At 48.3% G+C, this 14,291-nt stretch carries 14 protein-coding genes; 5 read left to right on the forward strand and 9 right to left on the reverse strand.

Annotated elements, in window-relative coordinates; genetic code table 11:
* Window positions 1-40: 40 nt before the first annotated feature.
* The 6 genes from ACPEPR_RS13355 to otsB all read right to left on the reverse strand — a co-directional run bounded on the left by ACPEPR_RS13355 (window position 41) and on the right by otsB (window position 5,486).
* Window positions 41-721: a glycosyltransferase gene (locus tag ACPEPR_RS13355; protein ID WP_423562537.1), complete on the reverse strand. Its 681-nt coding sequence runs from the start codon at window positions 719-721 to the stop codon at window positions 41-43.
* Complete coding sequence (locus ACPEPR_RS13360) at window positions 718-1,332, reverse strand: SAM-dependent methyltransferase (protein ID WP_168397273.1); 615 nt, start codon at window positions 1,330-1,332, stop codon at window positions 718-720. The genes ACPEPR_RS13355 and ACPEPR_RS13360 overlap by 4 nt, the downstream gene beginning before the upstream one ends.
* Window positions 1,313-2,107, reverse strand: a complete 795-nt coding sequence (locus ACPEPR_RS13365) for a PIG-L deacetylase family protein (RefSeq protein WP_168391104.1) — start codon at window positions 2,105-2,107, stop codon at window positions 1,313-1,315. Before ACPEPR_RS13365 ends, ACPEPR_RS13360 begins: the two co-directional genes overlap by 20 nt.
* Window positions 2,095-3,072: an acyl-CoA dehydrogenase gene (locus ACPEPR_RS13370; RefSeq protein ID WP_087662252.1), complete on the reverse strand. Its 978-nt coding sequence runs from the start codon at window positions 3,070-3,072 to the stop codon at window positions 2,095-2,097. The genes ACPEPR_RS13365 and ACPEPR_RS13370 overlap by 13 nt, the downstream gene beginning before the upstream one ends.
* 193 nt (window positions 3,073-3,265) lie before the next feature.
* Entirely contained in the window at window positions 3,266-4,696 is a 1,431-nt protein-coding gene (locus ACPEPR_RS13375) for an alpha,alpha-trehalose-phosphate synthase (UDP-forming) (protein ID WP_423562538.1), read from the reverse strand.
* Window positions 4,647-5,486 carry a trehalose-phosphatase gene (gene otsB, locus ACPEPR_RS13380; protein WP_423562539.1) on the reverse strand — a complete coding sequence of 280 codons (840 nt, stop codon included), beginning with the start codon at window positions 5,484-5,486 and terminating at the stop codon, window positions 4,647-4,649. Before otsB ends, ACPEPR_RS13375 begins: the two co-directional genes overlap by 50 nt.
* A 275-nt stretch (window positions 5,487-5,761) precedes the next feature.
* Here otsB and mutM point away from each other — a divergent pair, with 275 nt between their 5' ends.
* Both mutM and ACPEPR_RS13390 read left to right on the forward strand, forming a co-directional pair.
* Complete coding sequence (mutM, locus tag ACPEPR_RS13385; protein WP_168399557.1) at window positions 5,762-6,622, forward strand: bifunctional DNA-formamidopyrimidine glycosylase/DNA-(apurinic or apyrimidinic site) lyase; 861 nt, start codon at window positions 5,762-5,764, stop codon at window positions 6,620-6,622.
* A gap of 5 nt (window positions 6,623-6,627) precedes the next feature.
* Window positions 6,628-6,912 carry a peptidylprolyl isomerase gene (locus tag ACPEPR_RS13390; protein WP_005175832.1) on the forward strand — a complete coding sequence of 95 codons (285 nt, stop codon included), beginning with the start codon at window positions 6,628-6,630 and terminating at the stop codon, window positions 6,910-6,912.
* 114 nt (window positions 6,913-7,026) lie between these two features.
* Here the strand turns inward: ACPEPR_RS13390 and mscL are convergent, their stop codons facing one another.
* Both mscL and typA read right to left on the reverse strand, forming a co-directional pair.
* Entirely contained in the window at window positions 7,027-7,464 is a 438-nt protein-coding gene (mscL, locus tag ACPEPR_RS13395; protein WP_005175830.1) for a large conductance mechanosensitive channel protein MscL, read from the reverse strand.
* A gap of 174 nt (window positions 7,465-7,638) precedes the next feature.
* The gene (typA, locus tag ACPEPR_RS13400; RefSeq protein WP_005175828.1) at window positions 7,639-9,471 is read right to left on the reverse strand and encodes a translational GTPase TypA; all 1,833 of its coding nucleotides are present in this window, start codon (window positions 9,469-9,471) and stop codon (window positions 7,639-7,641) included.
* A gap of 173 nt (window positions 9,472-9,644) precedes the next feature.
* On the opposite strand from typA, the gene ACPEPR_RS13405 reads away from it, so the two are divergent.
* The 3 genes from ACPEPR_RS13405 to ACPEPR_RS13415 all read left to right on the forward strand — a co-directional run bounded on the left by ACPEPR_RS13405 (window position 9,645) and on the right by ACPEPR_RS13415 (window position 13,578).
* Complete coding sequence (locus ACPEPR_RS13405) at window positions 9,645-11,015, forward strand: uracil-xanthine permease family protein (protein WP_016659820.1); 1,371 nt, start codon at window positions 9,645-9,647, stop codon at window positions 11,013-11,015.
* Window positions 11,016-11,080: 65 nt separating this feature from the next.
* Window positions 11,081-12,115, forward strand: coding sequence for a class I SAM-dependent methyltransferase (locus ACPEPR_RS13410; RefSeq protein ID WP_016659819.1), 1,035 nt, complete (start codon window positions 11,081-11,083; stop codon window positions 12,113-12,115).
* Window positions 12,115-13,578 (forward strand): amino acid permease, encoded by a 1,464-nt coding sequence (locus ACPEPR_RS13415; RefSeq protein ID WP_160241580.1) that lies wholly within the window; start codon window positions 12,115-12,117, stop codon window positions 13,576-13,578. Before ACPEPR_RS13410 ends, ACPEPR_RS13415 begins: the two co-directional genes overlap by 1 nt.
* 80 nt (window positions 13,579-13,658) lie before the next feature.
* Here ACPEPR_RS13415 and ACPEPR_RS13420 read toward each other — a convergent pair whose 3' ends face one another.
* Entirely contained in the window at window positions 13,659-14,189 is a 531-nt protein-coding gene (locus tag ACPEPR_RS13420) for a hypothetical protein (protein WP_045794979.1), read from the reverse strand.
* Window positions 14,190-14,291: the final 102 nt, after the last annotated feature.

The raw sequence follows: 14,291 nt of genomic DNA on the forward strand, positions 1-14,291 counted from the left end.
TTTTTGTCAGCCCGATGACAGCCATTTTTTGCACGAGCGATCACACTTCAGACGCAGCACGACAAGCCTGTTCCAGCCGGTTTAAATAGGCAGCAAAGCCATCACTGACCCGGCTGTCCAGACGACTGCTGGTGATGACCCGTACCTGGTTGCTCCAGACAATCGGCAGGTTTAAGCACTGCATCTGCTCGACCAGCTGCACATATTCATGACAGCTGCTGGCCTGAAAACCACCGGCTTTTAAATAGGCCGCAGCAGAAAAACTGAGATTGGCCCCATGCACATGCCGATGGTCCATTTTGTCCTGATAATGGCGCAGATATTTCTGCCGGGCGGCCACAGATAAAGGCGACCAGTCTTTAATTTCAACCACGCCGCAAATCAGCGCTGCCGGCTGATGGGCATATTGTGCAGATAACCACTGCGCATCAACCTGGGTATCGGCATCGGTACAGGCAATCCAGTCAGCACCTTTGGCAATCATGGCGCGCACGCCCAAATCCCGTGCCTTACCAACACAGCGTACTTCACAACACAAGTAGTCGATTCCGGCCTGTTGTACAATTTCAACAGACTGATCATCACAACTGTCCAGCACCACCAGCACCTTTACTTCAGACACAACGGGCGGTAATTGTGCAATGGCCTGCTGAATAGCCGCCAGACAGGCGCCCAGCGTTTCGGCTTCGTTATAGGCAGGCACCACCACCGCCATCCTCATATCAGTCCCTCCCGCGCAGCCACAGATTGTGCATCTTGAGTCCAGAGATCGAGCAGAAAATCCGGATCATTCATCTGCAAATAATGATGCAGCACCAAGTGTTGCCTTAAACAGGCATGTACCTGATCGCCATTCAGCTCAAAGCCTGCAATCGGGTAACGCCAGTGACAGGCCAGCAGCGTACCGTCTGCACTTAAACACTGCTGCAGCTGCTGCATTAGCTGCACTAATTCGGCCGGACGCAGGTAATAGGCCACTTCACTGAGAATAATCAGATCAAATAGACTATCATTTTCCAGCGCCAGATGGGTTTCAGGGACACGTTGTTGCCGCACCTGCACATGCGCAAACCTCGCCAGACGGGCCTGTGCCAGTTCAACCGCACGACGGTTGGCATCTACACAGATGAGCTGCTGACAACGCGGAGCCAGCAATTCACTGAAGATGCCATTGCTGCAGCCAATTTCCAGGACCCGCTGAAACTGCGCCTGCGGCAAGGCCGCCAGACACAGCTGCCGTTTACGCTGCTCATACCAGCGCTGCTGATAGTGCCAGGGATCATCATTGTCCTGATACAGCTGGTCAAAATAGTCATCCGTGTTCAGTCGCATCAATATAGACCTCGTACGGGATTAAGAGCCGTGAAATGGTTTTTGCCGATAAAATTGGCGGCTGGTGAATGGTGTCATCAGCCTCGATCTGGGTTTTAAAACACTGAATCGCCTGCTGTTTTAAGGCCAGCTGCTGCGCAGTTAAACGGAGTTTTCGTGCCTGTGCCCAGGGAATCCGTGCATCTGCTGGCATGGCCCAATGCCAGGCCCAAATCAGCACCTGATAACAGCGCTGCCGGTGCTGTCTGGCCCAGTGCTGCACCACCCGTCCGGTGGCTTCATGATCGGGATGGCCATCTTGAGCGAAGGTGGTCACCAGAATATCCTCGGGCTGCACCCGGTTTTGTAGCTGCTGCAACAGTTCGGATTCAGCCTGCATCACCTGGCCATCAGCAATATTCAGGGCAATGCGCTGGACCTTATGTTCCAGTCCCAGCACCGCCAAGGCATTCAGACTTTCTTGTGGCCGCAGCACATTCAGCTGCTCAACGCTATAACGTTTTGACCGAGGATGGCTGCCGGTACCATTGGTTACTGCAACCAGCAGCAGTTCACGCCCTGCCGCGGCCAGTTGCTGCATCAGACCCGCACAACCGAGAATTTCATCATCGGGATGTGGCGCGAAAATTAGTACCCGGCCACGCTCAGGAAAGTGCTGCGTCAGATTCAAATCCGGCAGCCCGGTCAGTCCGGACCAATTGAGCCACTGCGCCTGATCGGTACCGCTACCATAGATTTTCCGGTCACCGACTACCGGATCAATCAGAGTTGCCATGTTTGCCCCTCCTGTAGCGATAAGCGGCCAATTGCAGCCAGATCAAAAGCAGCATGACTCTGGCGCAAAAATACCGGCAAGTCGGCAGCCAACCGGGCAAAATGTGCCTGCTCGCAAAAAGGTCGTGCGCCTAGCGCTTTTCCGACCTTTTCCAATACCAGCAGCGCCGTATCCTCAACTTGGGCGCGTAACATCCGGATGATCAGTTCATGGCTGTGTGCCGGCGCTGCATCTATCTGGGCAGCCACATGGGTAAAAAACTGTCGTGTCACGGCCAGTCGGGTACTGACTTCGCCCAAATACAATTCATGATAGGCATGGGTTTTCTGCTGCACATGCTGCTGTAAATATTCAGCCAGACGTACTGTAGCACCATACCAGCAGGCCGCAACACCGGCTGCACCATGCCAGAAGCCCGACCGATTCAGATAATCTCCGGGTTGTGCAATGCGTGTGGCTGGAGTGTGCTGAAAATGAACAGTTGCTGTGGCCGTCTGCTGCATACCGATGGCTTGCCAACTGCTATCATCTACTTGGATTGAAGGCTGCTGCATCTCGACCATCAATAATTGTGACTGGCCATCTGCACCGCGATAAGTCATTAAACCAAAATCCACCGCATATGCCGCCGAGCACCAAGCCTTATAACCGGAACAATAGCCCTGCTCATACTGTACAGGTTGTGGATGGCCTTCCGCGGCCCAGACTGCCCACCAGCCCGCCGGAACGGACTGAATCTGTAGTTCGTTTAAAATACTCAGCGCATCGAAATGTGATTCCAGCCATTTCACCAAAGTTAAATCGGTGGCCGCAACTTTGGCCAGCAGTTGCCAGCGCAGCAGGGTTTGCCCCCTGCCCGGATGAGGAAATTCAAGTGATACTGCCAGCAAACGGCGTAGTGTGGTGACGTAATCTTCGGCGGTAGGCGCTGTCTGCTGTTCAAATTCAGCCAGAATCTGGTCCATAGTGGTTCTATATTCCAAATATATAATTGTTCTCAATCTATCCGGTTGTCATCATTGCCAGCACAGTGACCACAAGCGGGCATGAGTAGCCAAACTTGCAGTCACGGTACGGCGATGTTGATGTTTTTAACTGATGACCCTGTTTAGATTTAGCACGTGGCTGGGCAGATAAATATTGAAAATTGTTAACGTATTAGTGAATCACCGGCGAGACCTGGGCGCGAAGCGGCATCTTGTAGTGATACAGGAAGCTGTTATGGCGCAGATCATTTAAGAAAGTAGTACGCCAGTCGGCAATATCAAATTTTTTCAGACCATCCATTAAGCGACTGTAACGCTGTATCCGCTCTGCTCGCGGCATCTCCAGTGCCTGTTTCAGGGCTCGCGTCATGGCCTCGCGGTCATGTGGATTCACAATCAGCGCATCCGGCATCTGGTCTGCAGCACCAGCTTTATCGGACAAAATCAGCACGCCCGGATCATTGGCATCCTGAGCGGCAATATATTCTTTGGCCACCAAATTCATACCGTCTTTTAACGAAGTGACCCAGCAAATATCCGACTGGCGGTAAATTTTCATCAACACCTCATGCGCCAAGATCTGATGACTGCAATTCACCGGCAACCAGTCTGCTGTAGCATATTGGCTGTTAATGGCGGCAATCTGGTCTTCTAAACGCTGGTACAGGCGCTGATAGGCGGGAATATCCATGCGGCATGGACAGGCAATTTGCAGGTCCACCACCTGCTGATGATATTCAGGATAAGAAGCCAGGAAATGGGCAAAAGCATCAAAACGTTCTAACAGCCCTTTGGAATAATCAATCCGGTCAACGCCGATAATAGTTTTTTGTTGGGCCAGGGAGTCAAAATCAAAGATATCTTGGGTGCTCGTTAAGGGCTGAGCGGCCGCGTGCTGGATGAGGTCTGGATTCACCCCAATGGGGTAACTCTTCATCATGGTCAGCTTATTCTGATAACGCAGGATATAAGGATGAATTTCCTCACCACTGAGCATGGTCTGGCAAATGCGCATACATTGCTGCTGATCGCGCTGGGTTTGCAGTCCAACTACATCATATTCACAGAGGTCTTGCAGTAAACGTGATGCCACCGGAATTTCCCGCCACACCGCTTCATGGGCAAAAGGAATATGCAGGAAAAAACCAATCTTGTTATGCATGCCTAACTGGCGGCAATGCCGGGCGATACTGAAAAAATGATAGTCATGCACCCAGATCACATCATCCGGCTCAGCAATCGCCTGTAGCTGTTCGGCAAACATGCGATTGACTTCCTGATAAGTCAGATATTCGTCTGTGGAGTATTCAATTAAATTGCTGCGATCATGCATGGCCGGCCACAAGGCATTGTTGGCAAAGCCACAGTAATATTGCTGGTACTGCTGTTCAGTTAAGGGGCTGGTCAGATATTCCACACCCTGATGCTGCACCGAGTCGAATTTCAGCTGGGAAAATTGCTCGACTCTTTCACCATTCCAGCCCACCCAGACCCCGCCAATATCATGCAGTGCATCTTGCATGGCCACCGCCAGACCACCTGCGGCTTTTTTTTCAGGATTCGGTAAACTGATCCGATTGGATAACACGATTAGCTTTGACATTTTTACCCTCACATCCTCTTTTGATGGTCATTGCTCCTGTTTCGCAATGTATTTTTATTAAATGCAGCAACTCCGCCACCGCTTGGGTATTGGCCAGCCGATAGCGGGCCAGTGTCTCGCCTTCACCAACTTTAATACTCAAACCCTGATGCTGATTGACCACGGCAAATCCATCTTCATCCGTCACATCATCACCAATAAAAATGGGAAAAGTGCTGTTTTCTGGCATTGCTTCCAGTAAGCGACTAATTGCAAAACCTTTACTCGCTTGCTGAGGCAAAAGCTCGACCACACACTTGCCCTGCTTGAGCTTAAGTTGAGGATAACGCACTTGCAGCACCGCCATAATCTGCTGTGCAACCGGCGCAAGCTCTGGATATTCCCGGTAGTGCAGGGCTACCGAAAACTGCTTATCCTCAATACGTAAATTCGGGTAGGCGCGACAGGCCTGACTCAGGTCTGCCCGGAGCTGCTTATAATTAATATGACTTAAATCAAGTTGTAATTTCTTTGTACTATTCCACCAAATTTGTAATCCATGTAACTCAGCAATCGGCAGCGGTAACTGCTGTAACAGCTGTCTGGCCATCTCAATGGAACGGCCAGTAACCACACTCACCGGAATCCCCAACTGCAATAATTCGGCCAGGGTGTTTAAAGTCGAGGTGGGAATAAAACTGTGCTGCGGGTCAAGCTGAAAATCGGCCAGAGTGCCGTCTAAATCGAGAAACAGATTCAATTGACGTTGCTGCTGCTGACAGATCTCGATGATGTGTTGCGGCGTATGCATATTGCTCCTCATCTGGATAACTCATTTTTGTTTTGCCCTATCTTGACGTTTTTTTTATGGGCGGCATGTGATTTTCAACATTAATGATGTGCAGGCTTACATTTTTTTACCTGGACGCTGAATCGCTTTTCTTTTTCTGTGAATGTTCAATTTGAGCTGCAAGACTGATCAGGCTGCGCGGTGCGGCAATTCACTTTATAATGCAGCCTTGCCCTGTCTTGTATTTTTCAAGATTCAACCCGATATTAGCTGCATCCTCATGCCGAAGCCTGTCCATGCCTGAATTACCTGAAGTCGAAACCACCAAAACCAGTTTATTGCCGCTGCTAGAACAGCGTGTGCATTCCGTGCAGGTACGCCAGTCCAGCTTACGCTGGCCAATTCCAGACGATCTACAAAAACTGGTCGGGCAAAAACTGCTGAACCTGACCCGTCGCTCCAAATATATTCTGGCCCAGTTTGAACAGGACAGCATGCTGTGGCATCTGGGCATGTCCGGCAGCTTCCGCCTATGTGAGCCCGAGGCCGAACTGCGCAAACATGACCATCTGATTATCCAGTTTGATGATATTCAGTTGCGCTACCACGACCCGCGCCGTTTTGGCTGCATTCTCTGGCTAGATGAAAACTCGCAAAGCAAACTGATTGATACGCTCGGACCTGAACCTTTAAGCGAGGCCTTCAATGCCCACTATCTGGCCGATAAACTGAAAAACAAAAATGTCGGCATTAAAATTGCAATCATGGATAACCATGTGGTGGTGGGCGTGGGCAATATTTACGCCACAGAAAGTCTGTTTAATCTGGGCATTCACCCGGCACAACCGGCGTCGAGCTTAAGTCTGGAACAGATTGACAAACTAACTGTGGAGATCAAGCGGATTTTAAAACAGGCCATTGATTTGGGTGGATCGACCTTACGCGACTATAGCAATGCCATGGGCGAAAATGGCTATTTTCAGCAAACCCTGCTGGCCTATGGTCGTGCCGGTGAAATGTGTGTCAACTGTGAAACCACACTGGAAAATCTCAAGCTTGGTCAGCGCGCCTCAGTGTTTTGCCCGGAGTGCCAACCGCTGAAGAAAGTCAAACTGGCTCATCCTAAAGCCAGCAAGCCGAAACATACAGCGAGGTAATACCCATGAAAACGGCCATCGTCCGTCATATTCTGGTAAAAGATAAAGATACTGCCGAGCAGCTGAAAAAGAAGCTGCAAGCAGGTGCAGACTTTGCCAAAATTGCCAAACAGTATTCCACCTGCAACTCAGCCAAACGTGGCGGCGAACTCGGTGAAGTGAAAAAAGGCCAACTGGTTCCAGTGATTGATAAACTGGTCTTTACGGCTGCTGAACGGGTGTTGCATGGCCCGGTCAAAAGCCAGTTTGGTTTTCATTTGGTGGAAATTAAATTCCGGATGGATTTTTAATCCCTCTAAATCCCCCTTTAGCAAAGAGGGACTTCTCCTCTCTTTATTAAAGGGAAGTTGGGGAGGGATTCTATAAAAAAACGGCGCCTTTGCGCCGTTTTCTTTTGCTTTCAATTACGCCTGCGGACGTTTTTTCAATTCGTCACGAATTTCACGCAGTAATTCGATATCTTCTGGAGTTGCTGCCGGTTCTGGCTCTGCTTCCTGCTTACGGCGCATTTTGTTCATCAGTTTCACCAACCAGAACACCACCCAGGCCAATAACAGGAAGTTAATGAAGATGGTCAGGAAATTACCATAATGGAAAATGTTCAGACCGGCTTCCTGGGCAGCAGCCAAGGTTTGGACATTGTTCGGGTTATCACCCAGAATCAGGAATTTATTGGTGAAATCGACATCACCACCTAAAATCCATGAAATCAGCGGCATGATCACATCTTTTACCAGTGAATCAATAATCTTACCGAATGCACCACCAATGATGACACCGACTGCCAGGTCCATCATGTTGCCTTTAATAGCAAACTCTCTAAATTCTTTTAAAATGCTCATATGCGCTCCAGAATATATCTTTATTTATGTGATGAAGTATACATAATTACTAGAATTTGATTTCTGCTTAATGTACGCTTTTTTCAATTATTTCCAAGTAGTTTTAGAACATTTAATACAAAAAAAACCGCCAAGTGGACCTGGCGGTTTCTTTTTTCGTCTTAATTTTTAAAATTAAGATTTGTTACGCTTACGTTCGTTTTCAGTCAGGTAACGCTTACGGATACGGATTGACTTCGGCGTTACTTCAACCAGCTCATCATCTTCAATGAATTCAAGTGCTTGTTCAAGTGTGAATTCAATTGCAGGAACCAGAGTTAACGCATCATCCGTACCAGATGCACGTACGTTGGTTAACTGTTTCGCTTTGGTTGGGTTCACCACCATATCGTCTGAACGAGAGTTAATACCCACGATCATACCTTCGTAAACTTCCAATTGAGGTTTAGCAAATAGACGACCACGGTCTTGCAAGCTGAACAGTGCATAGCCCAAGCAAGTCCCTTGAACCATAGAAATCAGTACACCGTTTTGACGTTTTGCTACAGAACCCTGTTTCATTGGACCGTAGTGCGAGAAGCTAGAGGTCATGATACCGGTACCAGACGTCATGGTCATGAATTCAGAACGGAAACCAATCAGGCCGCGTGAAGGAACAGTTGCTTCAATACGGATACGGCCTTTACCGTCCACTTCCATATTGGTCATCTCACCTTTACGGTTACCCATTTGCTCCATCACAGCGCCTTGGTGCTGTTCTTCAACGTCAAAAGTCACGTTTTCGTATGGTTCTTGCATTTCGCCATCAATCTCTTTCAAGATCACTTGCGGACGAGATACACCCATCTCGAAACCTTCACGACGCATGTTTTCAATCAGAACTGACAGGTGAAGTTCACCACGGCCAGACACTTTGAAACGGTCAGGACTGTCAGTATCTTCAACGCGCAGTGCAACGTTGTGAATCAATTCGCGGTCTAGACGTTCACGGATGTTACGTGAAGTCACGAACTTACCTTCTTTACCCGCGAACGGCGAGTTGTTGACCTGGAATGTCATCGACACGGTTGGTTCGTCTACAGAAAGCGGTGGTAACGCTTCAACATTTTTCGGATCACAGATGGTGTCAGAAATATGCAGCTCGTCCATACCGGTTACACATACGATGTCACCCGCAGATGCAGAATCTACATCAATACGCTCTAAACCGTGGTAACCCATGATTTTTAAGATACGGCCGTTACGTGTTTTACCATCTTTGTCAATGACAGTGACAGGCGTGTTCAGTTTTACAGAACCACGCTGGATACGACCAACACCGATTACACCCACGAAGCTGTTATAGTCCAGTGAAGACACTTGCATCTGGAATGGACCATCAACGTCAACTGCTGGTGGTTCAACAATGTCTACGATGGTTTCAAACAATGGTGTCATGTCTTCAGCCAGTTCTTCTGGAGATGGACCAGCCACACCACGTAAACCAGACGCATAAACTACCGGGAAGTCTAGCTGTTCGTCAGTACCACCCAGGTTGTCGAACAAATCAAATACCTGGTCAATCACCCAGTCAGGACGCGCGTTTGGCTTGTCGACCTTGTTGATGATCACGATTGGCTTCAAACCACGTGCGAACGCTTTTTGCGTTACGAAACGGGTTTGTGGCATTGGACCTTCTTGAGAGTCAACCAGAAGAAGTACGCAGTCCACCATCGACATGACACGTTCAACTTCACCACCGAAGTCGGCGTGTCCCGGGGTATCCACGATGTTGATACGGTATTCAGTATCGGTACGTTTATCTAACCATTTGATTGCAGTGTTTTTTGCAAGAATGGTAATACCACGTTCACTTTCAATAGCGCCTGAATCCATGACACGCTCAATCTCGCCCGCTCGTTCACCGAGAGCACCTGATTGTTGTAAAAGTTTATCTACAAGAGTGGTTTTACCGTGGTCAACGTGCGCGATAATCGCGATGTTGCGGAGAGTTTTAATATCTGACATGTAAATTCGATACGCTTTAAATTTGAGGGCAAATTATACAGAAAAATACTCTCATTTAGTAGTGACACTTTATTGACAATCGAACTTTTTTCGACAGAAGCGACGATTTAAAGTTTGTAAAGACGTGTAACTCGATTAGAATACCGCCACCTAGCCTAATTTGCTTTTGACTTATGTCTGAATTTAATTCATCTCCTGATCAAAAACCGCAACTGGATTTGGTCTATGGTCTGAATGACCGTCCTAAACCGTTTATTGCTTTTCTTGCTGCCTTCCAACACTTATTGGCCATTATTGTCCCGATTGTGACGCCGGGTCTGTTGATCTGTCTGGCCTTGGGTGTTTCCAAAGAAGACACCAACATGATTTTATCGATGTCTTTGGTGATTTCAGGGATTGCAACCTTCCTACAAGCCAAAAAAGTGGGCCCTTTTGGTGCCGGACTGTTAATTGTTCAGGGCACCAGCTTTAACTTTATTGGGCCAATCATCGGGATTGGTTCTGCAATGGTCGCAGCAGGTACACCGGTTGAGTCGGTTATGGCCGCTATTTTTGGTGTGGTGATTGCCGGTTCATTTATCGAGATGGGTGTTTCACAAATTCTGCCATGGGTTAAAAAACTGATTACCCCGCTGGTAACCGGGATTGTGGTCCTGCTGATTGGTTTAACCTTAATTAAAGAAGGTTTAATCAGTATGGGCGGTGGCTATCAGGCCATGTCGGACAAGACTTTCGCCAATGCCGACAACCTGATCATGTCTTGTACCGTTCTAGCGTTAATCATTATCCTGAACCGGATTAATGTCACCTGGATTAAAAGCTCCGCCATCCTGATTGCCCTGATCGTGGGTTATATTGTGGCTGGTTTTATGGGTCATCTGGACTTCTCTGGTCTGCAGGAAGCGCCACTGGTACAAGTGCCAACTCCAATGCACTTTGGTCTGGAATTCTCCTGGAGCCTGTTCATTCCAATGGCCTTTATTTATCTGGTCACGTCGTTAGAAGCGATTGGTGACATCACTGCAACCTCAAAACTGTCGAACCAGCCCGTGGATGGTCCAAAATGGATGGAGCGTATTAAAGGTGGCGTACTGGTCAATGGTGCCAACTCATTCCTGGCCGGTATCTTCAACACCTTCCCAAGTTCAGTATTTGCACAAAACAACGGTGTGATTCAGTTAACTGGTGTGGCTAGCCGTTATGTCGGAATCTGGATTGCCGCGATGCTGGTGATTTTAGGTTTATTACCAGCCGTTGCTGGCGTGATTCAGGCTGTGCCTCAAGCCGTTCTGGGTGGTGCAGTGATGGTCATGTTTGGTGCGGTAGCCGCATCGGGAATTAACATTTTATCGGGTATTCATCTGGACCGTCGCGCCCTGCTGATCATTGCCATTTCTCTGGCACTGGGTTTAGGCGTTGCACAAGTGCCACAAATTCTGGAGCATCTGCCAGAATTATTCCGTAATATCTTTAGCTCAGGTGTTGCGACCGGCGGTATTGCAGCGCTGATTCTGAATATTGTATTACCTGAAACCAAGAAGTAATTTCATGTCCAGAAAACACTGTCTGAGCCGGACTTGGACAGTGTTTTTCTATTGGAGAGCGACTCATGGATGCTAAAAGCGAAGTGCTATTACGACAATATGATTATTTATCAGGTCGTGTGTTACTGATCAATGCGCCTACAGACCAGCTGTTCGCTGAATTCGGTGAATCGGTCCAGCCTTTTTTCTGGACATGGAATTTTAACGATTACCACTATTTCCAGAACCAGACTGCCCCCGTTCATTTTGGTGCCGACTTTCCAGAAGGCGAATTTGATCAGGCGGTTATTTTTGTGCCGAAATCCAAAGAACTGCTGAATTATGTGCTGCACAATGTTGCCGCCCATCTGCAAACCGGCAGCAGTGTTTTTCTGGTCGGTGAGAAAAAAGGCGGCGTCGAACGTGCGGCCAAACAGCTACAGCCTTATGGTAAAGCCTTAAAACTCGACAGTGCCCGTCATTGCCAACTCTGGCAATTAACACTAGACTGCAGCGTCGAGAAAAAAGCACTGGCCGACTGGGCGCAGCGTTATACTGTGGCGACGCCAAAAGGTGATCTACAGATTTGTGCCCTGCCAGGTGTGTTCAGCCAGAACCGGCTTGATATCGGTACAGCGGTCTTCCTGCCTTATTTAAGCCAAGTGCCATCGGGTAAAATTGCCGATTTTGGTTGTGGCGCCGGCATTATCAGTGCCTATCTGGCCAAGCTGAATCCAGATAACCGTATCTTCGCGCTGGATGTAGATGCTTTTGCACTCGCTTCAACCCAAATGACTTTTGAGCACAACCAGCTCAATCCGCAGCAGCTTGAGATTAAAGCCGTCAGTGGCATTGAAGATGCACCGCTGTTTTTGCATGCCATTGTCAGCAATCCGCCTTTTCATCAGGGGATTCAGACCGACTATGATGCCAGCGAAAAACTGTGTAAAACTGCGCGCCGCCACCTGAAATCGGGTGGTGAACTGTGGATTGTGGCCAACCGCTTTTTAAATTATCCCCTGTTGATTGAACAGAGTTTTGGCCAGTGTACGGTCAAGGCAGATCAACAAGGTTTTAAAGTGCTGTTCGCGAGCACTCAAAAAAATGTTAAGGAAGTATGATGAGCGAAACTCAACACAGCCGACAGCTGCAGCGTAAGCTCGGTGCTCGCCACTTAAATATGATCGCCATTGGCGGATCGATCGGGACCGGTTTATTCCTGGCCTCCGGTGCGACCATTGCCAATGCCGGTCCGGGTGGTGCATTACTGGCCTATGCCCTGATTGGCGTCATGATCTATTTCTTGATGACCAGCTTGGGCGAACTGGCGACCCACAATCCGACCTCAGGTGCATTCTTTACCTATGGCAGCAAATATGTCGAAGGTGGTTTTGGTTTCGCGCTAGGCTGGAACTACTGGTATAACTGGGCCATTACCGTGGCGTTTGAACTGGTTGCGGTACAGTTCATCATGAAGTTCTGGTTCCCGGATATTCCCGGTTTCTACTGGAGTGCCCTGTTCCTGACCGTGGTGTTTGCGATTAATGCCCTGACAGTCAAAGGCTTTGGTGAGTCCGAGTTCTTCTTCTCTTTAGTCAAAGTGCTTGCGATTATCATCTTTATTATTATTGGTCTGGTCATGATCGCCAAGATCATGATGACCCCGGATGTTGCAACTTTTGGTAACTGGAGCCAAGGTGAAGCACCCTTTGTCGGTGGTTTATCAGCCCTGATTGGTGTGGCGATGATTGCCGGTTTCTCCTTCCAGGGCACGGAAATGGTCGGCGTGGCTGCGGGTGAATCTAAAGATCCGCAGAAAACCATTCCGATTGCAATCAAACAGATTTTCTGGCGTATCCTGTTGTTCTATATCGTGTGTATTTTCATTATCGGCACCCTGATTGCCTATGATGATCCACGATTACTGCAGGCCGCTGCAACAGATGATGTGGCACTGTCACCCTTTACCTTACTGTATGAGCAGGCCGGTTTTGCCTTTGCTGCCAGTGTCATGAATGCAGTCATTCTAACGGCGATCCTGTCTGCGGGTAACTCAGGCATGTATTCATCTACGCGTATGTTGTTTGATATGGCACGTAAAGGCAGTGCACCAAAAGCCTTTGCTCGCCTTGATCCACGTGGCGTACCGATGAATGCGCTGTATGCCACCACGGCCATTGCTGCATTATGTTTCTTGACCACCTTTATTGGTGAAGAACAGGTCTTTAACTGGCTACTAAATATGTCAGGCATGTGTGGCTTTATTGTCTGGCTGGGTATTGCGGTTTCTCATTATCGTTTCCGCAAAGGCTATCTTGCTCAGGGCTATAAACTTGAAGATCTGGCGTATCGTGCCAAGTTCTTCCCGTTCGCACCATGGTTTGCCTTCACTTTATGTGCGATTGTGGTCTTGGGCCAGAACTATCAGGCGGTACTTGAGGGTGAGTGGCTGGCTGTGCTTTCCACCTATATCGGGATTTTATTGTTCCTGGCCATCTGGTTAGGCTATAAATGGAAATACAAAACCAAGCTGATTCCTTATCAGCAGATGGATGTGCAGCCGATGAAGATCGACCGTGAATAATTGATTCAGCTTTCTTTAAAAGCACTCAACAAAAAAGCAGTCCAAGTGACTGCTTTTTTTATGATCTCGATAAATGTGGCTTAGCTATAACGCATCACAAAATTTCGGTCATCAATCACAATGGCCTGACGGCAAATGCCCTCTGCCTGACGCTGCTGCTCGAAAACCTGTGCTGGCATTGCATCAAAGCTGTCAAAGAAACAGACCTCTTCTGCATCCATCGAATAGATTAAGGAATGATTCCCCACGCCTTCTAGTGTGTCATAGAACACTATCACAAAGCGGCCCTGATCAACACATGTCTGCAAAGCGCTATAGCTGAGTGCCGGCTGTAGCGGAATCTGTAATTGCTGCGCTTCCTGATAACACAACACTTCCGTCGGGTGCTGGTGCGGATCAGGATCTGTATGAAAGCTCACCTCAAGCCCCAGCTTTTTCAACCCCACTGCTAGCGCAATTCCGAAAGTGCCATCTTCATTATTATGCCGGCACAGCTGGACCAGATCGGCAATTTCCAGATCAATCCCATAGTGCTGAAAAATCTTCCAAATAGCAAAAATACCACCATTGGCTTCAAGTTGAAGGAGTTGATCCGGAATTTCTGTGCTCATATCCATCTTACCCAGACTGCGGGATTTTTAAGGCAATAAAATTCCATTATAAAAAAAAACGACTCCGAAGAGTCGTGGTTTGAAATGTCTAAAGACAGTAAT

Source organism: Acinetobacter sp. AND/436 (assembly GCF_049546925.1).
Taxonomy (GTDB): Bacteria; Pseudomonadota; Gammaproteobacteria; order Pseudomonadales; family Moraxellaceae; genus Acinetobacter; species Acinetobacter indicus.